The organism is Mycolicibacterium llatzerense (genome assembly GCF_000878195.1).
GTDB classification, from domain to species: domain Bacteria; phylum Actinomycetota; class Actinomycetes; order Mycobacteriales; family Mycobacteriaceae; genus Mycobacterium; species Mycobacterium llatzerense.
In genome coordinates, this window is the sequence record NZ_JXST01000005.1 from 173,938 (window position 1) to 198,688 (window position 24,751).

A 24,751-nucleotide genomic window follows, 5' to 3' on the forward strand; every position below is an offset into this window, starting at 1 on the left:
GACCGTACCACCGGGAGAATTCAGTACATGACCGACACTGCGTACACGGCCCTGGTGGACCAGGCGCTGGATGACCTCGCCGAAGGCGAGAAGGCTTGGGCGACAACCCCTCTGGCGCGCCGGCGGGAGATTCTCGACGACGTGCAGCAGCTGGCGGTGCAGCACGGCGCCGAGTGGGTCGAGGCCGCGGTCCGGATCAAACAACTGAATCCGGACTCGCCGCTGGTCGGTGAGGAATGGATTTCCGGGCCCTACCCGCTGGCAGCCGGGGCCGCCGCGCTGTCGGCGAGCCTGGCCAAGCTGGAGGCCGGCAAGAGCCCGCTGGACGGTGCCACGTTCGGCACCGCCGCGGGCCGCACCACCGTGGATGTGTTGCCGCTCAACGTCTTCGACAAGCTGCTGCTGTCCGGCTTCAGTGCACAGGTGTGGCTGCAGCCCGGCGTCGGCCGGGACGAGGCGCTGCGGACCGCCGGCCTGGCGCAGCGCGATCCGGTCAAGACGAACGGGATCGGCGTCGTCCTCGGCGCCGGCAACATCACGTCGATCGCCCCACTGGACACCGTCTACGAGCTGATCGCCAACAACCGGGTCGTCGCGCTCAAGCTCAACCCGGTCACCGATCCGATCCTGCCGGTGCTGACCAAGGTGCTGGCGCCGTTCATCGCACTCGGTGCGGTGCGGATCCTCACCGGTGGCGCGGACGTCGGCACCTACCTGGTGCAGCACGACGCGGTGGACCACGTGCACATGACCGGCAGCGCGCTGACCCACGACGCCATCGTCTTCGGCGTCGGGGAAGAAGGCGCCCGGCGCAAGGCCGCGGGCGAGCCGATCCTGCACAAGGACATCACCAGTGAGCTCGGCGGCGTGTCGCCGACCATCGTGGTGCCCGGCAAGTGGAGCCGCGCCGATATCGAATTCCAGGCCAACCACATCGCCACCCAGCGGCTGCACAACAACGGCTACAACTGCGTGGCGTCGCAGGTCGTTGTGCTGTCGTCGAAGTGGGCGCAGCGTGACGAGTTCGTGGCGGCGCTGACCAAGGCCATCGCCGCGGCACCCAAGCGCGCGGCGTACTACCCGGGTTCCGATGCCCGCGTCGCCAGCGCCGAGGCCACATATCCGAAGGCCCAGCGGCTCGGCGATCGCGTGCTGGTGGTGGACCCCGAGGACCGCACCGCGCTGCTCAACACCGAGTACTTCTCGCCGGTGTACGGCGTCATCGACCTGGACAGTGACGGTGTCGAGTTCGTCCGTGAGGCCACTCGCCTGGCCAACGAGGACTTCGTCGGCACCCTGGGCGTCAACATCGTCGCGGCGCCCGCCACCATCAAGACGCTGGGCAAGGCATTCGACGCCATGATCGAGGCGCTGCACTACGGCACGGTGGCGGTGAACGCCTGGACCGGCGTCGGATACCTGACCCCGCACGCCACCTGGGGCGCGTTCCCCGGGCATACGCTCAGTGACGTGCAGAGCGGAATCGGTGTGGTGCACAACGGATTCCTGCTCGAGAAGCCCGAGCGCACGGTGGTGCGCGGGCCGTTCCGCCCGTCGCCGCGCTCGCTGATCGGTGGCGAGCTATCGATCTCGCCGAAGCCGCCGTGGTTCGTCAACAACCGCACGGCCGCCGCCACCGGCCGGCTTCTCACCGCGTTCACCGGCAAGCCGAGCTGGGCCAAACTGCCCGCGATCTTCGTCTCTGCGCTGCGGGGCTGATGGATTTCCCCGGGGGTCGTTGATCCGAAAGGCCGGTCTGTGGTCAGCCACGGGCCGGCTTTTCTGTTCTCGCTAGTGTTCTTGGTGTGACGAGCAACCACGGCAGTGACGCAGACGCGGCGGCCCGGGCTCGGGGGGAGCGCCGCCGGATGCGTACCCGGGCGGCGATCCTGGACGCGGCCGAGGTGTTGCTGTCGCAGCATTCGGCCGATGCGATCAAGGTCGACGACGTGGCCGAGGTCGCCGGCATTTCTCCGGCGTCGGTGTACGGCCACTTCGGCACCAAAGATGCGCTGGTCACCGCCGCGGTGGAACGGCTCCTCGACATGTCGATGACGACGCTGACCGCGGCGTACGCGCGCGACGGCTCGCCGTTCGAACAAGTCGTGGAGGCCGGGCGCGCGTACATGCGGTTGCTCGTCGAGCACCCGGCCTTGACTCGCTACCTGTCGGTGAACGCGCTCGCTGGGCCGGGACTGCCGACCGACGGCCTGGTGGCCGAGCGGATGCACCTGCTGCGGTCGATGTTCGAGGAGCGAATCCAGGCCGCGATCGACGCGGGCGAGCTGCAGCCGATAGACAGTCGGCTGATGTCGTTCTTCCTGTTCGGCGCTTGGAACGGGGTCGCTGCCCTCGCGTTGCGTCAAGATCAGGCGCAGCTCACCGCGGACGAGGTCGAGCAGGCGTTGCTGCAGGCGATGAGCATTTTCCGGCGGGGAGTCGTGGTGCAGCCGGAGGCCCTCCAGGGGTAGTCACGCCGGTGGCCCGGCGGTCGTGGGCCCGCGCCTATTGCGCAATTTGGAGTCGAACTCTAAATTAGAGATCAACTCCAAATGACGGTCCCGCATGGCCGTCGAGAAATGGTGGTCGACGATGTCCCCGCAAACTTCATCCCGGGCGCACCTGCCGATGTCCCGGGTGCTGTTCTATGCGATCGCGGCAGTGGCGTTCCTGTATCTGCCGTTGGCGATCAACTACATGTGGCCGCTGTTCTCGCCCGGGAGTCCCCGGCTGCAAGACGGCATCAATGAGCTCATCAACGGCCGCGCCTACGCCGTCGGTGCGGACTCGGTGGAAGACGTACGGCATGCCGACTACGCCCGCCACCGGGTGGTGATGGGTATCCACACGACGCTCGGCGCGCTCGCATTGGGTGCGGCGATGTTCCAGTTCTCCACCCGGCTGCGCACCCGCCGCCCGGCGATCCACCGCTGGACCGGACGCGCCTATCTGGCGCTGATGACCGTCAGCATGCTGTGCGCGATCGCCTTTCTGGCCATGACCATGCCGGTCCATCATTTCATCGGCCGCGCGTTCGATCTGCAGTTGTGGGGGCTGGCAATCGGCACTTTGGGCAGCGGCTGGCTCGGTTTCGTGGCAATCCTGCGGCGGGACGTCGTCAGTCACCGCGCCTGGATGGGCTACAGCATTGCCTTGATGATGACGGCTCCGCTGCTGCGGGTGCTGTGGATCGGCGTGCAGCCCGTCATCCCTCAGCATGACCTGCTCACCAATCTGGGGGTGGCCTCGATTCTGTTGGGCGTCCTCGCGCCGTTCGGCGCCGCCGTTGCGTTCATGCTGACCAATCGTGGTCGCGGTGGTGGTGCGGACATCGCCACCACGGTGGCTGGGTACCGAATGTGGTTGGCGGTGGCCCTTTTCGGGTCGGTGATCTACACCGTGCTGTTCTCGCGACTGCCCGAGTCTGTGCCGGATGCGGTACTGGCGTACCACCTCGTGCCGGTGTGGCTGGCCGCGGCGATCGCCGTCGCCGGCATCCGCAATGCCCGCGTGGCCGGCGACGGCGTTCGCGAACAGCGCTGGCGCTGGCTGCTTGCCGGGGTGGCCCTGGCGCCGGTCGCCGCGAGCGTGACCGCCTTGCTCGCGGCGCCGGTCTACACCGCCACCGACGCGGTGCTCGCCGGCGGGATGGACGGTGCGCCGCTGCCGATTACCGCGGCGTTCGCGCTCGTGGTGTGGCAGGCGCGCGTTCGCCGGCGGACTCCCGCCCCCGTCGACCAATTGGCCTTGGCGTGACCTGTCTATTCAAAGGAGTAGTGCCGCATGGCATCTGACTACGCGACACCCGCCGCTTCCGTCGACCAGAGTCAGATCGATCGCGACATCGCGGACCTGACGGGCCGGCTCTAGCCTGCTGTCGCTGTCGTGGCGGTGCGGGTTCGTCAACATCTGGTCATCGAACGCTAACCTACGGTACCGTAGGTTACGGTACCGTAGGTTTGTGAATTGTGGACCTGACGCTGACCAACGATGGAGGGATTGACCCATGGATACCCAGGCCGCTGTGCTTTATGAACTGGAGCCCGTCGTCGCGCAGAACCTCGACCGGCATCTGAAGACGGCGCGGGAGTGGTTCCCGCACGACTATGTGCCGTGGAGCCGCGGGCGTGATTTCGCATTCCTCGGCGGCGAGGACTGGCAGCCGGAGGACTCACCGCTGGACCCGGTCGCCAAAACGGCGCTGACGGTCAATCTGCTGACCGAGGACAACCTGCCGTCGTATCACCGCGAGATCGCCACCCGGTTCTCCCGCGACGGTGCCTGGGGCACCTGGGTCGGGCAGTGGACGGCGGAGGAGGGGCGCCACAGCATCGCGCTGCGGGACTATCTGGTTGTCACCCGCGGCGTCGATCCCGTTGCTCTGGAACGGCTTCGCATGGAACACACCGTCGCCGGCTACGACGCGGGAGAGCGGAGCGCGCTGTCGGTGCTGGCCTACGTGTCGTTCCAGGAACTGGCCACCCGCGTCTCGCATCGCAACACCGGCCGGGCGTCGGGTTGCCCGCTGGCCGACCAGCTCCTGGCCCGCATCGCGGCCGACGAGAACCTGCACATGGTCTTCTACCGCAACCTGATGGCCGCGGCGCTGGACATCGCCCCGGACGACGCGATGGTCGCCATCCGCGATGAGGTCATCAATTTCGCGATGCCCGGCCAGGGGATGACCGACTTCACCAAGAACGCACTCACCATCGCCAAGGCCGGCATCTATGACCTGCGCATCCACCACGACGACGTCCTGGTCCCGGTGCTGCGCTTCTGGAACATCTTCGACCGCAACGATTTTGGCGCGGTTGGCGAACAGGCCCGGGAGGAACTGATCGGGTTCCTCGGGCTGCTCGACGAGCGCGCGCGGTTCTACGAGGAGAAGCGCAAACTGGCCACCGTCTCCGGGTGAGCCGTGGGGGTTATCCCGGCAGCCGGATGACCTGGGCGGCGTAGGCCAGACCCGCACCGTAGCCGAGTAGCAGTGCCACGCTGCCGGGCTTGGCCTCGCCACTGTCGAGCAGGGTGAACATCGCCAGCGGAATCGAGGCGGCCGAGGTGTTACCGGCGTCCTGAATGTCTTGGGCGATAACGGTTTCGGGCCTCAGCTCCAGCCCCTTGGTGAGCAGCTCGTTGATCCGGCCGTTGGCCTGATGGGGGATGAACACGTCGATGTCGTCCACCGCCAGGCCCGCCGCCGCGATGGCGCGCTTGCCGACGTCGACCATCTGGAAGGCTGCCCAGCGGAAGACGGTCTGGCCCTCCATGCGCAGGAAAGGCCTTGGTCCGGACGGGTTCTCGGCGTAGTCGATCCAGCTGAGGTCCTGCACGATGGCGCCGGACTGCTCGCCGTCGCTACCGGCGACAGTGGGTCCGATGCCTTGCTCGTCGGTCGGTCCCACCACCACCGCGGCGGCGCCGTCGGCGAAGATGAAGGCATTGCCGCGGTCGGTCATGTCGATGGCGTCGGACAGTTTCTCCGAGCCCACCACGAGGATGCGACCCGCGCTGCCCGATCGGATCATGTCGGCGGCCACGCCCAGCGAATACCCGAATCCGGCGCAGCCCGCGGCGATGTCGAAAGCCGGAATGCCCTGTGCGCCAATCTCGGTGGCGACCTGCGGCCCGCACGGCGGGGTGTTGCGGAAGTTGGTGCTGGTGGCGACGATCACCGCGTCGATGTCGGCGCCGGACAGTCCCGCCGCCGCGCAGGCCCGGCGGCCGGCCTCGCACGCCATGCTGACCGCGGACTCGTCGGGCCCGGCGAACCTACGGTTCTTGATGCCGGTCCTGGAGTAGATCCATTCGTCCGAGGAATCGATGGTTTCACAGATTTCGTCGTTGGTGACGACGCGGCCGGGGCGATAGGCCGCCACGCTCAGCAGGCCGACGTTCTGTGCGCCGCTGCGCGTATGGATATGTGTCACTTGATGATTCCTGTCGGACAGAGGGAGGTCAGCGCCCAGCCGGGTCGAGCCCGAGTGACATGCCGGCCAGGCCGCGCTTGCGGCTGGACAGTTTGTCGGCGATACCGCGCAGCGCGGCGCCTGCGGCGGTGTCAGGGTCGGACAGCACCAGCGGCACACCCGTGTCGCCGGCCGAGACCAGCCGCGGGTCCAGTGGGACCTGGCCCAACAGCGGAACCTCGGCACCGACTGTGCGCGTGAGGCTTTCGGCGACCTGGGCGCCGCCGCCCTCGCCGAACAGCTGCATGGTGGTGCCGTCGGGCAGGGTCAGTCCGGACATGTTCTCGACCACGCCGACGATGCGCTGACGGGTCTGCACCGCAATGGCGCCGGCGCGCTCGGCGACCTCGGCGGCGGCCATCTGCGGCGTGGTGACGACGAGGATTTCGGCACTGGGGATCAACTGCGCCACCGAGATGGCGATGTCGCCGGTGCCGGGCGGCAGGTCGAGCAGCAGGACGTCGAGGTCGCCCCAGTACACGTCGGCCAGGAACTGCTGCAGCGCCCGGTGCAGCATCGGCCCGCGCCACACCACCGGGGTGTTGCCCTGGGTGAACATCGCGATGGAGATGACCTTCACATCGTGCGAAACCGGCGGCAGGATCATCGAATCCACCTGGGTGGGGCGATCCTGCACACCCATCATCCGGGGCACCGAGTGGCCGTAGATGTCGGCGTCGAGCAGGCCGACCGACAGACCCTTGGCTGCCAGCGCGGCTGCCAGGTTCACCGTCACGCTGGACTTGCCGACGCCGCCCTTGCCGGACGCCACCGCGTACACCCGGGTCAACGAACCCGGCTGGGCGAACGGGATGACGGGTTCCTTGTCGTCGCCGCGCAGCTGCTTGCGCAGTTCGGCGCGCTGCTCGTCGTTCATCACGTCGAGGGTCACCTTGACGGTGCCGGTGCCCGGCACGTCGGTGACGGCCGCGGTGACCCGATCGGTGATCTCGGTCTTCTTGGGGCAGGCCGACGTGGTCAGGTAGATCTCGACGTGGACGGCGCCGTCGGATTCGACGGTCACATCCTTGACCATGCCGACCTCGGTGATCGGACGGCGCAGTTCAGGGTCGATAACTTTGCCCAGTGCGGCGCGCACGGCGGCATTCAGCTCAGCAGACATCAGCGGCGAGTCTATGCCTGCCGGTCAGCAGACCCGCAGCTGGTCACGGCAGGGATGGGAAGGCGGGCGCCGGGGGACCCATGGCTTCGGCGGGCGGCGGGCCGGCGGGAGCCTGCGGCGCCGGGACCGCTGCCGGTCCGGGGGCAGGTCCCGGGGCGGCGCCGACCGGGCCGGCGGCCGGGGTACCCACGCCCACGGCGGTGACCGGAATCGGCCCCGCGGGAGCAGGAGCGGGCGCGACGGGCGCCGGCGGCGGTGCCATCGGAGCCGGCGGCAGCAGGAACGGCGGCACGTTGAACGGGTTGGCCGGGGGCGCGTCCAGCGCCGGGGCGTCCGGTGCGGGCACGGCGGCCGGCGCGGGTCCACCGGACAGGCAGAACACTGCGCAGTTCTGTTTCGGTTCGGCCGGTCCGGGCAACGGGCCCGTGCGCCCCATCTGCAGTGCGGGCGTCATCGCCAGCGGGTCGTCGGACGGCAGTCCCATCGCGTTGATCGGCAGGCCCGGCCCGAGCCCCTCGGGGTTGTCGAGGTGCTGGTCGCCGATGGCGGGCGGCGGGCCGACGATCGGCGGCAGGTCGACCGGTGCGATACCGGTGACGTACGCCTTGGCCCAGCCCAGCACGTTCTGGGCGTACGGCATCGAGTTGTTGTAGCGCAGGATCGCGGTCAGCACCTGGGACGGATCACGCAGGTTCAGCCCGCCGCTGCACAGGTACCGGGCCGCGGCCAGGGACGCGTCATAGACGTTCTGCACGTCGGGCTTGCCGTCGCCGATGGCGTCCGCGGCGTACCGGGCCCAGGTACCGGGCAGGAACTGCATGGGTCCGAGGGCCCGGGCGTAGGTCACGCGGCCGGCCGCGATGCTCTGCACGATGACCTCGTTGCCGGCCAGGGTGCCGTCCAGGACAGGTCCGAGGATCGGGGTGATCGCGGTGCCCCGGGCATCCGTGGCGCCGCTGTTGGCGTGCCCGGACTCGATGCGTCCGATGCCCGCCAGCAGGTTCCAGCTGATGCCGCAGCCCGGCGCGTTGGTCGCCATGATCTTCTCGGCGGTGCGGTAGGCGTTGAGGACGACCGGCGGGATCCGCAGCCCACCGGGGGCCATCACCAGCGACGCCGGCGGCGGCGACAGGGCAGTGGTCGGGTCCATGTGCAGGGCGCGGGGAATCTGATCGGATGCCACCACCGTCATGCCGGCCCGGTTTCGCGGTCCGGGGGTGGTGGGCGTGACGGCCGCCATCGGCGTGACGCCCGCGGTGGCGGTGTTGTGCACCGTTGTTTGCCGAGTCGGCGCCGAACCGCCGACGGCAAGCATCAGAACCAGCGGTGCGACGACCGCGACGCCGGCAAGGGGGCGGCGCAGCGCCCGGGCGATCTGTCTGCGACGGCCGGGAACGGCAGCACCGACCGGGCCAGCCTCGTCATCGACCGCGGCGTCGTAGTCGTGAATTTCGTCGTCAACCAGCGCAGAGTCACCGAAAAGTGCGTGGGAGTCAGTAGTAGGCGCAGTGTTGTCCGCGGAGTCTGCGGCGTCGCCCCCGATGTGCACTAAGCCATCCTATGGAAGTGGAATACCGGAGTGACCCCGGTGACCTGTGTTGTGATCCAAGTCACCATACCTACTCTGTGGGCGGTTGGCGTAGCAATGTTTCCGCAGAGTGGAAACTCTCATCGGCGGCAGCGTCGGAGCTGGTCGCCGGGTCGCCGGAGAGGTCGCTTTCCTCGGCCGGCGGACGTGACTTTCCGGCCTTGCGCTTGCCCGACCCGCTCTTGGCGCCGTTCTGCTGAGCAATCAACGTGCGCAACTCATCGAGTTCGCGGCGGAGGTAGTCGCGAGTGGCCACCTCGCCGACGGCCAGCCGCAGCGCGGCCAGTTCCCGGGCCAGGAATTCGGTGTCGGCCTTGGTCTGGGCCGCGCGTCGGCGGTCCTCTTCGAGTGCAACCCGGTCCCGGTTCTCCTGGCGGTTCTGGGCCAGCAGGATCAGCGGCGCGGCGTACGCGGCCTGCGTCGAGAACGCCAGATTCAGCAGGATGAACGGGTACTCATCCCATTGCAGCTGTACGGCGAAGACGTTCAGACCGATCCACACCACCACGATCACGGTCTGGATGAGCAGAAACTTGCCGGTGCCCAGGAATCGGGCGATCGATTCGCTGAACCGGCCGACGGACTCGACGTCGACCCACGGGGTCAACCGGATTCGGGATGTGCGCGGGATGTCCAGGCGCTGCCTGGCTGAAGGCTCGCTCACCGCTTGACTCCAGAGATGTTGTCGGTGATGGCCTGGGTCGAGCCCGGCCCCGGTTCATCAGCACTGCGCCAGCCGGACGGCAGCAGATGATCGAGCAGGTCGTCGACGGTGACGGCGCCCAGTAGATGATTCTCGTCGTCGACCACCGGCGCGGACACCAGGTTGTAGGCGGCGAAGTAGCGCGTCACCTCGGCCAGGGAGCTGGTGGGTGACAGCACGGGGAGATCGCTGTCGATGATGCCGCCGACCTGGGTGGCCGGGGGTTCGCGCAGCAGCCGTTGGGTGTGCACGCAGCCCAGGTATTGGCCCGTCGGTGTCGCGGTCGGCGGCCGGGTCACGAACGTCAGCGTCGCCAGAGCCGGTGTCAGCTCGGGGTCGCGGACGCGCGCGAGCGCCTCGGCGACGGTGGTGTCCGGGGTGAGCACGACCGGCTCGGGCGTCATCAGACCACCGGCGGTGTCAGGGGAGTGCTGCAGCAGACGGCGCACGGGCTCGGAGTCCTCGGGGTCCATCCGGTCCAGCAGCACGGCGGCGCGGGTGGCGTCGAGCTCGGCGAGCAGGTCGGCGGCGTCGTCGGGATCCATCTCTTCCAGCACGTCCGCGGCACGTTCGGTGCCCAGCTGGTTGAGCAGTTCGGCCTGCTCGGGTTCGGAGAGCTCCTGCAGGATGTCGGCCAGGCGCTCGTCGTCGAGGGCCCTGACGACCTCGTGGCGGCGTTTGGCCGGCAGGTCGCGCAGCGCGTCGGCGACCTCGACGGGACGCTGACCGTCGAACTGCTCCAGCAGTTGGGCCACGCCCTGACCCGGCAGCGCGAGTGCCGACGGCGTCAGTCCGGTGACGTTGTGCCAATCGACCACGTGCACCGTGGTGCGCCGGCCCAGCCGGCGGTGGCGCACCGCGACACGGGTCACCACCCAGTCGCGCGACCGGGCCTGCTCGATGGCCAGGTCCACCACGACGACGTCAATGCCGGCGAGCTGTTGGAGCTCCGGATCCGTGACGCGGACGCGAGTGTCCAGAATCTGCCCGAGCACCAGCGCCTCGCCCGGGCGCTGGGCGAACCGGCGCAGCGAGATGGTCGCCCCCGTGAGGGTCACCGAGTTGTGTTCGATCGAGGTCACCCGCAGGATCGGGACGAAAATTCGGCGGCGCGAGGTCAGCTCCACGACCAGGCCGAGTACCCGCGGCTGCTGGCGGACGATGCCCATGCTCACGACCACGTCACGCACCCGGCCGACCGACTCTCCGTCGGGGCCGAGAACCACCAGTCCAGCGAGTCTGGCCACGTAGACCCTGTTGACCGCCACCATGCACCACAGGGTAGAGAGTGGGGTTGTGGAGAACCAGTATCGGCCCCGCCGTACCTGCCTGTCGGTTCCCGGCAGCAGCGACAAGATGATCGCCAAGGCCAAGACGTTGCCCGCCGACCAGGTGTTCCTCGACCTCGAAGACGCGGTGGCGGCCGACGCGAAGGCCGCGGCGCGAACCCGGGTGGCGCAGGCGCTGTGCGAGCCGGGTTGGGCGGGCCAGCTGCGCGGTCTTCGGGTCAACGACTGGACCACACCGTGGACGCACGCCGACGTGATCGAGGTGGTCACCGCGGTGGCGCGCGGCGGCGGCGAGTTGGACGTCATCGTGTTGCCGAAGGTCAGCGACGTCTCGCACGTGCAGGCCCTCGATCTGTTGCTGACCCAGCTGGAGCGCGCGCACGGATTGCCCGTCGGCCGCATCGGCATCGAGGCCCAGATCGAGGACGCCAAGGGGCTCACCAACGCCGACTCCATCGCCGGCGGGCCGCGGGTGCAGGCGCTGATCTTCGGGCCGGGCGATCTGATGGCCAGCCTGAACATGCGCACCCTGGTCGTCGGGGAGCAGCCCGTCGGCTACGGCGTCGGCGACGCCTATCACCACGTGCTGATGACGATCCTGGTGGCGGCGCGGGCGCACGGCATCAATGCCATCGACGGCCCATATTTCAAGGTGAAGGACACCGAGGCGTTCACGCGCGTTGCCGGGCAGACCGCGGCGCTGGGGTACGACGGGAAGTGGGTGCTGCACCCCGACCAGATCGCCGCCGGAAACCAGATCTTCAGTCCGCGCCAGGCCGACTACGACCATGCCGAGCTGATCCTCGAGGCCTATGAATGGCACACCTCGCAGGCCGGCGGAGCCCGCGGCGCGGTGCTGCTCGGCGACGAGATGATCGACGAGGCCAGCCGCAAGATGGCGCTGGTGATCGCGGGCAAGGGACGTGCCGCCGGGATGACGCGCACCGGCGAACGGTTCACTCCGCCGGCGTGAGCGGACCGGCTACGCGCCGAGGACCAGTACGACCAGGAACAGGTTGAGCAGAAAAGCCAGGGCGCCGCACACGATGCCGCTCACGGCCAGGACGCTGCCGCGGGTGCCGCTGCCGGGAATGCGCTCGTAGGCGACCACACCGAGTCCGACGCCGATGAGCGCGATGGGGCCGAACACCGCGCCGGCCAGTGCGCACACGACCGAGCCGATCGCCAGTCGGTTCACCCGCACGCCGATCACACGTTCGGGTCTTGGTGTATCGCCCAGTCGTAGAACAGCACGAAGCCGAGCAGGCCGATGACGATGGACGCGCCACCGATGGCGATGCCCGAGATGGCCATGGTCCGGCCGCTGGTCGGTGGCCGGCCCTTGCTCTGCATCATGGCCACGATGCCGAGCACGATGCCCAGCAGCGAGACGACCGGACCGATGAAGCACATGAAATAGAGCGGCAGCGCGACCAGCGAGCACACCAGTGATCCGATGGCCATCCCGTCGTTCGACGGCGGTGGCGGGTACGACGAGTACAGCGGGGGCGGCAGGTATCCCGGCGGCGGATATCCGGGCGGTGCCATTCCTGGCGGTGGGCCGTATGGCCCGGCGGGCGGGGCACCGTAGAAGCCTGGTGGCGGTGGACCGGGAGGCGCGGGGAACAGACCCGTCGGTGGCTGCGGCTGAGGCACTGGTGCCGGTGCGGGCGGCCCCTGCTGCCAGGGGGCGGAGGTGGGTCCGGGCTCTTCGACAGCCGGGTACTCGTACACCGGATAGTCACTGGTCGCTTCGGCGTCGGTACCGGACGGCGGGCGGACCGGATCAGCCGGGCGCGACGGACCCCAAGAGGGCTGCCCCGACTCCCCGCCCGGACTTGTCATGCCGACCAACCTAGCCTAAGAGATCATGGCATCGTGGTAGCCGAAGTGCGTTCCGCGGCGACTGACAGGAGACCAGGAGCATGACGAATCCGCTGCAACCCGACCGGACCCCGGGCCCGGGTGGACAGCCCGGATTGCCGACTCCGCCGAAGGGCTGGCCCATCGGGTCGTACCCGACCTACGCCGAGGCGCAGCGGGCCGTCGATTACCTGTCAGACCAACAGTTTCCGGTGCAGCACGTGACCATCGTGGGCGTCGACCTGATGCAGGTCGAGCGGGTCACCGGGCGGCTCACCTGGCCGCGCGTGCTGGGCGGCGGCATCCTGACCGGGGCGTGGCTGGGCCTGTTCATCGGGCTGGTGCTGGGGTTTTTCGGCACCAACGCGTGGGGTTCGTTGCTCACCGGCCTGATCGCCGGTGTGTTCTTCGGCTTGATCACCTCGGGCGTGCAGTACGCGATGTCCCGCGGCACAAGGGATTTCAGCTCCACCATGCAGCTGGTCGCGGGACGCTACGACGTCCTGTGCGACCCGGTGTGTGCCGAACAGGGCCGCGACCTGCTGGGGCGCCTGTCGCTGTAGCGGGCGGCGGCCCTGCCGCCTGATCCGCACCTATGGCGGCGATATGTTGCACGGCACACCCGCTGCGCTCTACGGTTTGCGCGCGGGAGGTTCCCGTGAGACAGGAGGCGTCCGTGGTGCGCGCGGGAAAGCTGCGGGCTGCGCTGGCAGCGGGTGCTGCGGCGTGCACGGCCGCCACGTTGGTCTCCGCCTGCGGTTCGGGTGCGGGCGGCACCGTCGTCAGTGTCTACACGTCGGCCAATGAGAAGGCGACATTCTCGGCCCTCGCCAGGCGGTGCAACGCCGAACTCGGCGGCCGTTTCAGCATCAAGCAGGTCAGTCTGCCCAAGGGCGCCGACGATCAGCGGCTGCAACTGGCGCGCCGGCTGACCGGCAACGACAAGAACCTCGACATCATGGGCCTGGACGTCGTGTGGACCGCCGAGTTCGCCGAGGCCGGCTGGGCGGTGCCGCTGGCCGACGACCCGGCCGGAAAAGCGGAAGCCGACGCCGCCGACGACACCCTGCCCGGACCGCTGAAGACCGCGCAGTGGCAGGGCCGGCTGTTCGCCGCGCCCATCACGACCAACACCCAAATGCTCTGGTACCGGGCCGATCTGCTGCCCGAAGCGCCGGCCACCTGGGACGACATGGTGGCGCAGGCGACGCGGCTGCATGCCGCCGGGGGACCCAGCTGGATCGCCGTGCAGGCCAAGCAGTACGAGGGCCTGGTGGTCTGGTTCAACACCTTGCTGACCAGTGCCGGCGGCAGCGTGCTGTCCGACGACGGAAAGACCGTCACCTTGACCGACACCCCTGAGCACCGCGCCGCGACCGTCAAGGCGCTGCAGGTCATCAAGTCGGTGGCCACCGCACCCGGCGCCGACCCGTCGATCACCCAGACCGACGAGGGGACGGCGCGGCTCGCTCTCGAGCAGGGCAAGGCCGCGCTAGAGGTGAACTGGCCGTTCGTGCTGCCGTCGCTGCTGGAGAACGCCGTCAAGGGCGGTGTGCCGTTCCTGCCGCTCGACGAGCGCGCGGAGCTCAAGAGCGCCATCAACGACGTCGGCACGTTCGCACCCGACGATGCGCAGTTCACCACCGCCTACGACGAGAGCAAGAAGGTGTTCGGCTTCGCGGACTATCCGTCGGTGCAACCCGATGTGCCGGCGAAGGTCACCATCGGTGGGCTGAATCTTGCTGTGAGCAAGACCAGTACGCACAAGGCCGAGGCCTTCGAGGCCATTCGGTGCATGCGCAGCGCGACCAACCAGCAGTTCACGTCGGTGGAGGGCGGGCTGCCCGCGGTCCGCGCGTCGCTGTATGACGATGCCAAGTTCCAGGCCAAGTACCCGCAGTACGCGGTGATCCGTCGTCAGCTCGCCGATGCGGCGGTCCGGCCGGCCACGCCGCAGTATCAGGCGGTGTCGACACGGATTTCGGCGACGCTGGCCCCGATCACCAAGATCGACCCGGAGCGCACCGCCGACAAACTGGCCGCCGAGGTGCAACAGGCGATCGACGGCAAGGGGCTGATCCCGTGAGCGAGGCTCGCCGAGCGAACAAACCGGCTCCGGGCCGTGTCGACAACCCCGAGCGCCGACTCGCGTATTCATTGATCGCACCCGCCGTGCTGGTGATGCTGGCGGTCGCGGCGTACCCCGTCGCCTACGCGGTGTGGCTGAGCCTGCACCGGGACAACCTGGCGGCGCCGACCGAAACCCGGTTCGTCGGGCTGGACAACTACGCGACGATCCTCACCGACCACTACTGGTGGACGGCCTTCGTGGTCACCCTCGGCATCACGGTGGTGTCGGTGGCCATCGAGTTCGTGCTCGGCATGGCGCTGGCGGTGGTGATGCACCGGACCATGTTCGGCAGCTCCGTGGTGCGCACCGCCATCCTCATTCCGTACGGCATCGTGACCGTAGCCGCTTCCTACAGTTGGTATTACGCGTGGACGCCGGGCACCGGGTACCTCGCGAACCTGCTGCCCACGGGCACCGCGCCGCTTACCGAGCAGTTGCCGTCGCTGGCCATCGTGGTGCTCGCCGAGGTGTGGAAGACCACCCCGTTCATGTCGCTGCTGCTGTTGGCCGGACTGGTGCTGGTGCCCCAGGACCTGCTCGACGCCGCCCAGATGGACGGCGCCGGCCGCTGGCAGCGGTTCGCCAAAGTGACTCTGCCGCTGATGAAACCGGCGATCCTGGTGGCCCTGCTGTTCCGCACGCTGGACGCGTTCCGCATCTTCGACAACATCTACGTGCTCACGGGCGGCACCAACAACACCGGCTCGGTGTCGATCCTGGGTTACGACAACCTGTTCAAGGCGTTCAACATCGGGCTCGGCTCGGCGATCAGCGTGCTGATCTTCGCCACTGTCGCGATCATCGCGTTCATCTACATCAAGATTTTCGGTGCCGCGGCGCCCGGTGCGGAAGCCGAGGTGCGCTGAGATGAGCGATCAGACACGTGGCGGCCGGCTGGCCGGCTGGGGTGTGGTCAACGTCCTGGTGGTGGTCTACGCGCTGCTACCGGTGCTCTGGATTTTCTCGCTGTCACTCAAGCCGACGTCAACGGTCAAGGACGGCAACCTGATTCCGCGTCAGATCACGTTCGACAACTACAAGGGCATCTTCACCGGCGGCGGCTTCGGTTCGGCACTGATCAACTCGATCGGCATCGGGTTGATCACCACCGCCATCGCCGTGACGATCGGTGGCATGGCCGCCTACGCCGTGGCCCGCCTGGACTTTCCGGGTAAGCGGCTGCTGGTCGGTCTGGCCTTGTTGATCTCGATGTTCCCCCAGATCTCCCTGGTGACACCGCTGTTCAACATCGAGCGCACCGTTGGGTTGTTCGACACCTGGCCGGGCCTGATCCTGCCGTACATCACCTTCGCGCTGCCGCTGGCGATCTACACCCTGTCGGCGTTCTTCCGGGAAATCCCTTGGGATTTGGAGAAGGCCGCCAAGATGGACGGCGCCACGCCGGGGCAGGCCTTCCGGAAGGTGATCGCGCCCCTGGCCGCGCCCGGCATCGTCACCGCGGCGATCCTGGTGTTCATCTTTGCCTGGAACGACCTGCTGCTGGCGTTGTCGTTGACGGCCACGCAGCGGGCCATCACCGCGCCGGTGGCCATCGCGAACTTCACGGGCAGTTCGCAATTCGAGGAGCCGACCGGTTCCATCGCGGCCGGGGCCATGGTCATCACGGTGCCCATCATCATCTTTGTTCTGATCTTCCAACGACGGATCGTCGCGGGCCTGACGTCCGGTGCGGTTAAGGGGTAGTTCATGGCCGAAATCGTTTTGGACCACGTCACCAAGAGTTACACCGGTGGGGCGACCGCCGTGCAGGACCTGTCGCTGACCATCGCCGACGGTGAGTTCCTGATCCTGGTCGGGCCGTCGGGGTGCGGAAAGTCGACGACGCTCAACATGATTGCCGGGCTGGAGGACATCAGCTCCGGCGAACTGCGTATCGGTGGCGAGCGGGTCAACGAGAAGGAGCCCCGGGACCGGGACATCGCGATGGTGTTCCAGTCGTATGCGTTGTACCCGCATATGACGGTGCGGCAGAACATCGCGTTCCCGCTGACCCTCGCCAAGATGCCGAAGGCCGACATCGCGGCCAAGGTCGAGGAGACCGCGAAAATCCTTGACCTGACCGCACTTCTGGACCGTAGGCCCGCCCAACTGTCCGGTGGCCAGCGCCAGCGCGTGGCGATGGGACGCGCCATCGTGCGCAGCCCCAAGGCCTTCCTGATGGACGAGCCGCTGTCCAACCTGGATGCCAAGCTGCGGGTGCAGATGCGCACCGAGATCGCCCGGCTGCAGGCCCGGCTGGGCACCACCACCGTCTACGTCACCCACGACCAGACCGAGGCGATGACGCTGGGTGACCGGGTGGTCGTGATGAGCGGCGGTGTCGCGCAACAGATCGGCACCCCCGACGAGCTGTACAACCAGCCGGCGAACCTGTTCGTCGCCGGCTTCATCGGCTCCCCGTCGATGAACTTCTTCCCGGCCACCCGGACCGACGTCGGGGTGGAACTCCCGTTCGGTGAAGTCACCCTGAGCGACGAGGCCCGCGCGGCGCTGGACCAGCACCGGCCGTCGGCCGACCTCATCGCGGGTGTGCGTCCGGAGCAGTTCGACGACGCCTCGGTGATCGACGCCTACGCGCGCATCCAGTCGCTGACCTTCGAGGTCGATGCCGAGCTGGTGGAATCGCTCGGCGCGGACAAGTACGTGCACTTCCGGATCGACGGTGCCGGCGCTCAAGCTGCCCAGCTGGACGAGCTGGCTGACGACACCGCCGACGCCGGATCGAGTGAGAACACTTATGTGGCAAGGGTTTCGGCCAAGTCGTCTGCGACGGCGGGCGGCAAGGTCGAGCTGGCCCTCGACACGTCCAAACTGACCCTGTTCGATCCGGCGACGGGTCGCAACCTGTCGCTACCGCAGTGACCGACGTCCTCGGAGCGGTAAAGGCCCACGTGACGGCGTATTTCGCCGGCCGCGGCAGCACCGCCGAACCGGTGGGGGCCAGCGTCACCTTTCTCGGTGCCGATCCCATCGAGGTGCTGCGCTACGGACCGACCGACAGCGACGTGTATCACTATGCCTCCCAAGGGTGCTCGCGATACCCCATGGCGGACCCGACGGACATGATGGCCGATGGGATCAGCGGTCCCCGGGCGGAAGCGGTGCTGTCACTGCGTGGCCCCACGCCGCCGGGGCTGGCCCGCTCGATCGCGGTGCTGGCATCGGCGCCGGCCGTCGAAGGCCTGATCCTGGAGCCCGACGCCCTGATCGACCTACAGGAACCCGTGTGGCAAGGTGCCGCGTTCACCGCATTCCTGTTGGGCGCCAGTGAGATCGGCGATGTCGAACTGCCCGAGCCCTACCAGCCGGTGCGGATCCTGACCGCCACCCCGATCACCGCCACCGAGGCCGCCTGGGTGCGGCTCAAAGGCGCCGACGCCATGCGCGATGCGTGGCAGCAGGACGGCGTCGACGTCCTCGATCAGCGGCGCCGGGCCGCGGAACCACGCCCTTAAGACGTGTTGTTCGGGCAGGCGACATCAGCCCACACGACGTCGCCTTCGGCAGGTTCGTCGGAGGACGGGTTGTTGACCCGGACCACCGTGCAGCGGGGCAGCAACGTGGGCTTGTTCCCGTTGAGCCAGTTGAGTCTGACGGTATAGCCCTCGGCTTCGAGGTCTCTGATGACGGCGTCCGCGCCGTTGGCGTGGGCGGCGGGTGCGGTGATGCCGGTGAGCACACCACTGGCAACGACCAACGCGACGACGGTGGACTTGCTCCCAATTTTCATTGGAAGATCATGCCCGATTGGTTGTTACCGGTGGTCCGTTTTGCTAGAGGCCGCTCGCTGAGCGCCAGATTGCCGGAAGCTCACACAGCTACAGCCAGTGGTTGTGCCGGAATGTCCGGTACAACCCCGTGCACACCAGCACCATCAACGTCAGCACCCCGAAATACCCGTAGTGCCAATGCAGTTCGGGCATGTTGTCGAAGTTCATGCCGTAGATGCCGGCGATCATGGTGGGCATGGCGGCGATGGCGACCCACGCCGAGATCTTGCGCATGTCCGCGTTCTGCTCCATCCCGACCTTGCCCAGTGCGGCCTGCACCAGCGAGCTCAGTAGATCGTCGAACCCGGTGATCTGGTCGGCGGCCTGACTGTTGTGGTCATGCACGTCGCGGATGTAGCGGCGGACTTCCTTGGAGATCAGGTCGTTGTGGTCGGACAGCAGTCGCTGCAGCGCCATGGTCAGCGGGTTCACCGAGTGCCGCAACTCGACCACTTCGCGCTTGAGCAGGTAGATGCTCTCGATGTCGGTTTGGGCGCGTGAGGAGAAGACGGTCTGCTCGACGGCGTCGATGTCTGTCTCGACGAGCGAGGTGACATCCAGATAGCTGTCCACCACATGGTCGGCGATGGCGTGCATCACCGCGTAGGGCCCCAGTGTGAGGATGGTGGGCGACTCGTCCAGCCGGTGTCGCACCCCGGCCAGTCCGCTGTGCTCACCGTGCCGGACGGTCACCACGAAGTCGGGTCCGACGAACACCATGATCTCGCCGGTCTCGACGATCTCCCTGGCGTTGGCCACCGACTCGTGCTCGACGTAGCTGACGGTCTTGAGCACCAGGAACAGGGTCTGGTCGTACCGTTCCAGCTTGGGCCGCTGATGAGCGCAGACCGCGTCCTCGACTGCCAGTTCGTGCAGGCCGAAGACGTCGGCGACGGCTTGCATCTGGTGGTGATCGGGCTCGTGGAGCCCGATCCACACAAACGCCTCCGCGCCGGCCGCGCGCAGTTCGCGCACCTTCGCGACGGCGGCGCCGTGGGTGTATTTGCCGGGCAGGCGCGAGCCCATGGAGTAGACGCCGCAATCCACCGTCGCGCGTGCGACCGGCACGTGGATGGAGCTGGCATCGGGGCCGGTGGGGGCCTTTTTCGGGGTCGGGCGGAAATTCGACGGTTGTAGTGCGCGGAACGAGGGCATGCGGCTGACCTCCCGTGGGGCGGACTTTCTCGACCAATAGACCAGTGGCAAATGCTACGCGTAACCGGCGGGTAGCTTTTGTGTGAAGTAGCCTGACGCGGTGTCAGATAAGTCAGGTGCTGTGCGCACACCCCAGGTGGTCATCGATGATGCGGAAATTTTCGCCGCCCACGAAGGGGGCAAGCTCTCCGTAGCCCTCAACGAGCCGCTGGATACCCAGCGTGCGTTGTCGATCGCCTACACCCCGGGTGTCGCCCAGGTCAGCCGCGCCATCGCCGCTGATGCGACCCTGGCCAAGAAGTACACCTGGGCCAACCGCCTGGTCGTGGTCGTCAGTGACGGCAGCGCCGTGCTCGGCCTCGGAGACATCGGCCCGGCGGCCTCTCTGCCGGTCATGGAGGGCAAGAGTGCCCTGTTCAAGACCTTCGGCGGGCTGGATTCCATCCCGATCGTGCTGGACACCAAGGACCCCGACGAGATCGTCGAGACCCTGATCCGGCTGCGTCCGACGTTCGGCGCCGTGAACCTGGAGGACATCTCCGCGCCGCGATGTTTCGAGATCGAGCGCCGCGTCATCGAGGCGCTGGACTGCCCCGTCATGCATGACGACCAGCACGGCACCGCCATCGTGGTGCTCGCAGCGCTGCTGGGCGCCACCAAGGTGCTCGAGCGCGACATGCACGACCTCAAGGTCGTGGTGTCCGGCGCCGGTGCGGCCGGCGTGGCCTGCACCAACATCATGCTGGCCAGCGGCATTCGCGACATCGTCGTGCTCGACAGCAAGGGCGTCGTGCACTCCGGCCGCGAAGACCTCAACTCCTTCAAGGCCGAACTCGCCGGCCGCACCAACCCGCGCGGCATCACCGGCGGTGTCGCCGAGGCGCTCGACGGCGCCGACGTCTTCCTCGGCGTCTCTGCCGGTCTGGTGCCCGAAGAGCTCATCGCCACGATGGCCCCGAACGGCATCGTGTTCGCGCTGTCCAACCCTGATCCGGAGATCCACCCGGACGTCGCCAAGAAGTACGCCGCCGTGGTGGCGACCGGCCGCAGCGACTTCCCGAACCAGATCAACAACGTGCTGGCGTTCCCCGGTGTGTTCCGCGGGGCCCTGGACGCCGGTGCCCGTCGCATCACCGAGGCCATGAAAGTGGCTGCCGCAGAAGCCATCTTCTCGGTCGTCGGTGACGATCTGTCCGTCGACTACATCGTGCCCAGCGCGCTCGACCCGCGCGTGGGTCCGGCCGTGGCGGCCGCAGTGGCCGCCGCGTCGCAAGCCTGAGCATCGTGAGCCGCCGGGTCGCGGTGGGCAGTGTGGCGCTGGCCGCACTGATCACCGCGACGACGGCGGGCTGCAGCACCGGGCAATCCGTGCCGGGGCCGCCGGCGTTGACCGTCGGCGCGGCGCCGACGCCCGAGTCGAAGCTGCTGGCCCATCTGTACTCGGCGGCGCTGGGATATTTCGGTATCCCGACCCGCGTGCATCTGGTCCCGGATCCTGTTGGGGCCCTTGATTCCGCCGACGTCACGGTCGCGCCGGGCCTGACCGGCGAACTGCTCGCCAGGTTCGTCCCGCACGCCGCTGCGCGGGCCGACGAGCAGGTGTATCGGTCGATGATCTCGGCGCTGCCCGAAGGGGTGGCCGCTGCCGATTACACCGCTTCAGCGCAGGACAAGCCGGCTGTCGCGGTTACTGCGGCGACGGCCGACCGCTGGGGCACAAAGGATGTCGCGGCCCTGCCGGGCCATTGCGGCGGACTGTCCGTCGGAGTGGTGACGGGTGCCGCCCACCCGGCTCGGGTAGGGGACTGCGTCCTGCCGGCTGCCCGTGAATTCACAGACACCGCAAGCCTTTTCGCTGCGCTGAAAGCCGGTGCGGTGACATTGGCCTGGACCTCGACCGCAGCGCCGACGGCACCGTCGGGCGTGACGGTACTGACCGACCGGACCGCACTGATCCGCGCCGAGAACGTGGTGCCGTTGTACCGGCGCAATGTCCTGGCTGAGCAACAGGTGTTGGCGCTCAACGGAATTGCCGGCGAACTCGACACCGCGACGCTGACCGACCTGATCGGTCAGGTCGACAAGGGCGCCGATCCGGCGGCGGTAGCGGGTGCGTGGTTGGCCCAGCACCCGCTGGACCACTAGCCGAGCTGTCAATCCGCGGCGATCGCCGGTGATCCACACGCAATGGCGCTGCTGACCAGCGGTGGGTAAACCTGGTGAGAAGTGCGTGGTTTCAATCCCGGGGGATCAGTAGCGTCCTGATTGAAGCCACGCACCGTTCCGCGCCGCGAAACGTTCCTGGGTTCAATAACAACTCGCGGATCGTCGCCCCGGTTGCACTCAGGGACTTTTCGCCCCGCCGCTGTTGGTGAACAACTCCACCCTGCCCTCCGGCCGCCTCGGGTCTCGGCGCCCGAGGGCAGGGCCAAACGACTGTGCCCGGAAGACTTAACTGAGCCTCGGCAGCACCCGTCCCGCGATGGCCGCGAGTAGTCCCTGGTAGGCGCCCGACCCGGTGATGCGGACGATCACGTCGACGATCTTGGCGTCCGGTCCGACCAGCACCCGGGCATGGCCCTTGCGGACCGACTCGAGAATGATCTGGGCGGCCCGCTCCGGTGTGGTGAGGGCGCCCTTGTCGAACAGTTTGTTCAGGCCTGCGGAGTCGATGTCCGCGGCCGCGGTCGAGTTCCGCACGATGTTGGTCTTGATACCGCCGGGGTGCACCGTGGTGACCTTGACCGGGTGCCCGGCCAGCTTCATCTCCTGGCGCAGCGCCTCGGTGAAACCGCGCACCGCGAATTTGGCTGCGTTGTAAGCGGATTGGCTGGGCACTGCGAACAGCCCGAAGATACTCGAGACGTTGACGACGTGCCCGTCGCCCGAGGCGATCAGGTGCGGCAGGAAGACCTTGGTGCCGTTCACGACGCCCCAGAAGTCGACGTCCATGACCCGCTCGATGTCCTTGAACTGGCTGACCTCAAGATCACCGGTGAAGGCGATGCCCGCGTTGTTGTAGATCTGGTTGACCTTGCCGAAGTGCTTGACCACGGCGTCGGCGTACAGCGCGAAGGCCTCGCGCTCGGCGACGTTGAGGCGGTCGGCCTTCACCGGGGCGCCGATGGCCTTGACCTGTTCCTCGGTCTTGGCCAGGCCCTCGGTGTCGATGTCGCTGATCGCCAACAGCGCACCTGAGCGCGCCAGTTCGATGGCCAGTGCCTGCCCGATGCCCGATCCTGCTCCGGTGATCACGCAGACCTTGCCGGCGAATCCCTCCATGAACGCTCCTTTGCGTTGGTTGACGGGGTCAGTGCGAACGTGTCGGCAGCACGCGTGAGGTGACGCGCGAGAACAGGTCCTGGTAGGCGCCCGAGCCGGTGGCCCGGATGATCAGGTCCAGCAGCTTGGCGTCGGGCCCGACGAGCACGCGGGCGTGGCCCTTGCGGACCGCCTCGAGGATGATCTTGGCCGCGCGTTCGGGGGTGGTCTTGGCCAGCTTCGCGTCGAAGGTCTTGGCCAGTTCCTTGGGGTCCAGGCCCTCGACAGCGGTGGAGTTGCGGGCGATGCCGGTCTTCACGCCACCGGGGTGCACCGTGGTGACCTTGACCGGGTGCCCGGCGAGCTTCATCTCTTGGCGCAGGGCCTCGGTGAAGCCGCGGACGGCGAACTTGGAGGCGTTGTAGGCGGCCTGGCCGGGGACGGCGAACAGGCCGAAGACGCTGGAGACGTTGACGACGTGCCCGTCGCCGGAGGCGATGAGGTGCGGCAGGAATTCCTTGGTGCCGTTGACGACGCCCCAGAAGTTGACGTCCATGACGCGCTCGATGTCCTTGAACTGGCTGACCTCAATGTCGCCGGTGAAGGCGATGCCGGCGTTGTTGTAGATCTGGTTGACCTTGCCGAAGTGCTGGGCGACGGCGTCGGCGTACAGCGCGAAGGCTTCGCGCTCGGTGACGTTGAGGCGGTCGGCCTTGACGGGAGCGCCGATGGCCTTGATCCGCTCTTCGGTCTCGGCGAGGCCTTCGGTGTTGACGTCGCTGATCGCCAGCTTGGCGCCCGAGCGGGCGAGTTCGATGGCGAGCGCCTGGCCGATGCCCGATCCGGCTCCGGTGACGACGCAGACTTTTCCGGCGAAGCCCTCCATGAACACTCCCTTGTGTTGGCGCGTGATGACTTGGCGTCAGGCTAGCCGATACCCGCGGTTCCGGGTGAGGCGGACGCCGCCCGCTGCCGGCCAATGTGTGGATCGCGCAAGGAAATCAATGATGCCAGGGCTTTGAGCTCGGTTTCGCCTGTTGTCGTGAGCATTCTGAAACCGCTTCATCGGCGGGATGTCAACGTAGACAGGAGGCGGGCGATGCGCGAACCGTGGGGTCTGTCCGGACCGGATTTTCTGGTGCAGTTCATCGGGGTCTATGTGCTCGCGGTGTTTTTGGTGTTCTGGGTCAGAGGGATTCTGTCCGGTTCTCGTGGGCTTCAGGTGGGTAGGCCGCTCGATGACGCTTATCGGGCGGCGTTTCTTGCGGGTGGTCCGAGGAGAGTCGTGGATACCGCGATCGCGCAGACGGTCTTGAGCGGCCGGATGCTCGTCGCTCGGGAGGGCGGGCTGACGGTCGCCGCGGGTTCCATCGGTCGCGACGCGGTGGAGGAAGCGGTGCTCGAGGCCGCGCGCGAGACCGGTTCAGCGGGGAGACGACGTATCAAAGGACTGCGTGACCATCCGCAGGTTTCCGCGGTTGGTGAGCATCTGAGAGCCGAAGGCTTGCTACCCACGGGCGTCCGGGTGGTGCTCTGCCGCGTCGTCGCGCTGCTGCCTGGTGCGGTGTGGGTGGTCGGCGTCGTCCGGGCGATCAACGGTGCTGAGCTCCACCGTCCCGTCGGTGTACTGATTGCCGTCCTGGTGGTGACGGCGTTGGTGTCGTTGATCGTCTGGTGCATGGCCGCGGTGGGCGCCGGGTATCGCCCGACGGCGGACGGGCGGCGGGAGCTGGAAGCTGTTCGCGAGGAGTACGACGCGCGCGTAGCGGACGGTTCGGTGCTCGGGTCGGCGCAGGTGATGGGTGTGGCGCTGTTGGGCTTCGCGGCGCTGACCGACCCCGATCTGCGGAGTGCGCTGTTCGTCGCCGCCGGCAG

Annotated in this window: 25 protein-coding genes; 14 read left to right on the forward strand and 11 right to left on the reverse strand. The window is 67.8% G+C overall.

The features are described 5' to 3' along the window. Window positions 1-27 precede the first annotated feature (27 nt). From TL10_RS05370 to TL10_RS05385, 4 genes are all read left to right on the forward strand, one after another. Window positions 28-1,719: an aldehyde dehydrogenase family protein gene (locus tag TL10_RS05370; protein WP_043984799.1), complete on the forward strand. Its 1,692-nt coding sequence runs from the start codon at window positions 28-30 to the stop codon at window positions 1,717-1,719. A gap of 86 nt (window positions 1,720-1,805) precedes the next feature. Then, window positions 1,806-2,471, forward strand: a complete 666-nt coding sequence (locus TL10_RS05375) for a TetR/AcrR family transcriptional regulator (RefSeq protein WP_131630679.1) — start codon at window positions 1,806-1,808, stop codon at window positions 2,469-2,471. Window positions 2,472-2,592: 121 nt separating this feature from the next. Further along, window positions 2,593-3,756, forward strand: a complete 1,164-nt coding sequence (locus TL10_RS05380; protein ID WP_157850349.1) for a DUF2306 domain-containing protein — start codon at window positions 2,593-2,595, stop codon at window positions 3,754-3,756. Window positions 3,757-4,006: 250 nt separating this feature from the next. After that, window positions 4,007-4,918 carry an acyl-ACP desaturase gene (locus TL10_RS05385; protein ID WP_043984802.1) on the forward strand — a complete coding sequence of 304 codons (912 nt, stop codon included), beginning with the start codon at window positions 4,007-4,009 and terminating at the stop codon, window positions 4,916-4,918. 10 nt (window positions 4,919-4,928) lie between these two features. Here the strand turns inward: TL10_RS05385 and TL10_RS05390 are convergent, their stop codons facing one another. The 5 genes from TL10_RS05390 to TL10_RS05410 form a co-directional block, all read right to left on the reverse strand. Further along, entirely contained in the window at window positions 4,929-5,933 is a 1,005-nt protein-coding gene (locus tag TL10_RS05390) for a beta-ketoacyl-ACP synthase III (RefSeq protein WP_043984803.1), read from the reverse strand. A 28-nt stretch (window positions 5,934-5,961) separates the two neighbouring features. Then, window positions 5,962-7,095 carry an Mrp/NBP35 family ATP-binding protein gene (locus TL10_RS05395; RefSeq protein WP_043984804.1) on the reverse strand — a complete coding sequence of 378 codons (1,134 nt, stop codon included), beginning with the start codon at window positions 7,093-7,095 and terminating at the stop codon, window positions 5,962-5,964. 43 nt (window positions 7,096-7,138) lie between these two features. Beyond that, window positions 7,139-8,644: a lytic transglycosylase domain-containing protein gene (locus TL10_RS05400; RefSeq protein WP_110788968.1), complete on the reverse strand. Its 1,506-nt coding sequence runs from the start codon at window positions 8,642-8,644 to the stop codon at window positions 7,139-7,141. Between the two features lie 70 nt (window positions 8,645-8,714). Then, window positions 8,715-9,347, reverse strand: a complete 633-nt coding sequence (locus TL10_RS05405; protein WP_043984805.1) for a DUF1003 domain-containing protein — start codon at window positions 9,345-9,347, stop codon at window positions 8,715-8,717. Beyond that, on the reverse strand, window positions 9,344-10,657 hold the full coding sequence (locus tag TL10_RS05410; protein WP_043395455.1) for a magnesium transporter MgtE N-terminal domain-containing protein: 1,314 nt from the start codon (window positions 10,655-10,657) through the stop codon (window positions 9,344-9,346). The genes TL10_RS05405 and TL10_RS05410 overlap by 4 nt, the downstream gene beginning before the upstream one ends. A 25-nt stretch (window positions 10,658-10,682) precedes the next feature. Here TL10_RS05410 and TL10_RS05415 point away from each other — a divergent pair, with 25 nt between their 5' ends. Further along, window positions 10,683-11,648 (forward strand): HpcH/HpaI aldolase/citrate lyase family protein, encoded by a 966-nt coding sequence (locus tag TL10_RS05415; RefSeq protein WP_043984806.1) that lies wholly within the window; start codon window positions 10,683-10,685, stop codon window positions 11,646-11,648. A 9-nt stretch (window positions 11,649-11,657) separates the two neighbouring features. Here TL10_RS05415 and TL10_RS05420 read toward each other — a convergent pair whose 3' ends face one another. Both TL10_RS05420 and TL10_RS31170 read right to left on the reverse strand, forming a co-directional pair. After that, complete coding sequence (locus TL10_RS05420; protein WP_131630680.1) at window positions 11,658-11,879, reverse strand: DUF4190 domain-containing protein; 222 nt, start codon at window positions 11,877-11,879, stop codon at window positions 11,658-11,660. A 5-nt stretch (window positions 11,880-11,884) separates the two neighbouring features. Then, window positions 11,885-12,520, reverse strand: a complete 636-nt coding sequence (locus tag TL10_RS31170) for a DUF4190 domain-containing protein (RefSeq protein WP_157850350.1) — start codon at window positions 12,518-12,520, stop codon at window positions 11,885-11,887. A gap of 80 nt (window positions 12,521-12,600) precedes the next feature. Here TL10_RS31170 and TL10_RS05430 point away from each other — a divergent pair, with 80 nt between their 5' ends. The 6 genes from TL10_RS05430 to TL10_RS05455 all read left to right on the forward strand — a co-directional run bounded on the left by TL10_RS05430 (window position 12,601) and on the right by TL10_RS05455 (window position 18,145). Beyond that, complete coding sequence (locus TL10_RS05430; RefSeq protein ID WP_043395450.1) at window positions 12,601-13,101, forward strand: general stress protein; 501 nt, start codon at window positions 12,601-12,603, stop codon at window positions 13,099-13,101. Between the two features lie 113 nt (window positions 13,102-13,214). Further along, window positions 13,215-14,624 (forward strand): ABC transporter substrate-binding protein, encoded by a 1,410-nt coding sequence (locus TL10_RS05435; RefSeq protein WP_192830182.1) that lies wholly within the window; start codon window positions 13,215-13,217, stop codon window positions 14,622-14,624. Next, a complete protein-coding gene (locus TL10_RS05440) occupies window positions 14,621-15,535 on the forward strand; it encodes a carbohydrate ABC transporter permease (RefSeq protein ID WP_043984809.1) in 915 nt (304 codons plus the stop codon). The genes TL10_RS05435 and TL10_RS05440 overlap by 4 nt, the downstream gene beginning before the upstream one ends. 1 nt (window position 15,536) lies before the next feature. Continuing rightward, entirely contained in the window at window positions 15,537-16,373 is an 837-nt protein-coding gene (locus TL10_RS05445; protein WP_043395448.1) for a carbohydrate ABC transporter permease, read from the forward strand. A 3-nt stretch (window positions 16,374-16,376) separates the two neighbouring features. Next, a complete protein-coding gene (locus TL10_RS05450; RefSeq protein WP_043984810.1) occupies window positions 16,377-17,552 on the forward strand; it encodes an ABC transporter ATP-binding protein in 1,176 nt (391 codons plus the stop codon). Continuing rightward, window positions 17,549-18,145 (forward strand): suppressor of fused domain protein, encoded by a 597-nt coding sequence (locus TL10_RS05455; protein ID WP_043984811.1) that lies wholly within the window; start codon window positions 17,549-17,551, stop codon window positions 18,143-18,145. Before TL10_RS05450 ends, TL10_RS05455 begins: the two co-directional genes overlap by 4 nt. Here TL10_RS05455 and TL10_RS05460 read toward each other — a convergent pair. Beyond that, on the reverse strand, window positions 18,142-18,420 hold the full coding sequence (locus TL10_RS05460) for a hypothetical protein (RefSeq protein WP_043395442.1): 279 nt from the start codon (window positions 18,418-18,420) through the stop codon (window positions 18,142-18,144). The two genes, TL10_RS05455 and TL10_RS05460, sit on opposite strands and share 4 nt — an antisense overlap. Before the next feature lie 88 nt (window positions 18,421-18,508). Further along, a complete protein-coding gene (corA, locus tag TL10_RS05465; protein WP_043395440.1) occupies window positions 18,509-19,615 on the reverse strand; it encodes a magnesium/cobalt transporter CorA in 1,107 nt (368 codons plus the stop codon). A gap of 136 nt (window positions 19,616-19,751) precedes the next feature. Here corA and TL10_RS05470 point away from each other — a divergent pair, with 136 nt between their 5' ends. Next, window positions 19,752-20,894 (forward strand): NAD(P)-dependent malic enzyme, encoded by a 1,143-nt coding sequence (locus TL10_RS05470; RefSeq protein WP_043395937.1) that lies wholly within the window; start codon window positions 19,752-19,754, stop codon window positions 20,892-20,894. 5 nt (window positions 20,895-20,899) lie between these two features. Then, window positions 20,900-21,760: a glycine betaine ABC transporter substrate-binding protein gene (locus tag TL10_RS05475; protein WP_081936674.1), complete on the forward strand. Its 861-nt coding sequence runs from the start codon at window positions 20,900-20,902 to the stop codon at window positions 21,758-21,760. 306 nt (window positions 21,761-22,066) lie between these two features. On the opposite strand, the gene TL10_RS05480 is transcribed toward TL10_RS05475, so the two are convergent. After that, entirely contained in the window at window positions 22,067-22,897 is an 831-nt protein-coding gene (locus tag TL10_RS05480; protein ID WP_043984813.1) for an SDR family NAD(P)-dependent oxidoreductase, read from the reverse strand. 28 nt (window positions 22,898-22,925) lie between these two features. Continuing rightward, window positions 22,926-23,762 carry an SDR family NAD(P)-dependent oxidoreductase gene (locus tag TL10_RS05485; protein WP_043984850.1) on the reverse strand — a complete coding sequence of 279 codons (837 nt, stop codon included), beginning with the start codon at window positions 23,760-23,762 and terminating at the stop codon, window positions 22,926-22,928. Window positions 23,763-23,975: 213 nt separating this feature from the next. Between TL10_RS05485 and TL10_RS05490 the strand changes: the two genes are divergently transcribed. Beyond that, on the forward strand, window positions 23,976-24,751 hold a 776-nt coding region (locus TL10_RS05490), incomplete at its 3' end, for a TIGR04222 domain-containing membrane protein (RefSeq protein WP_192830177.1).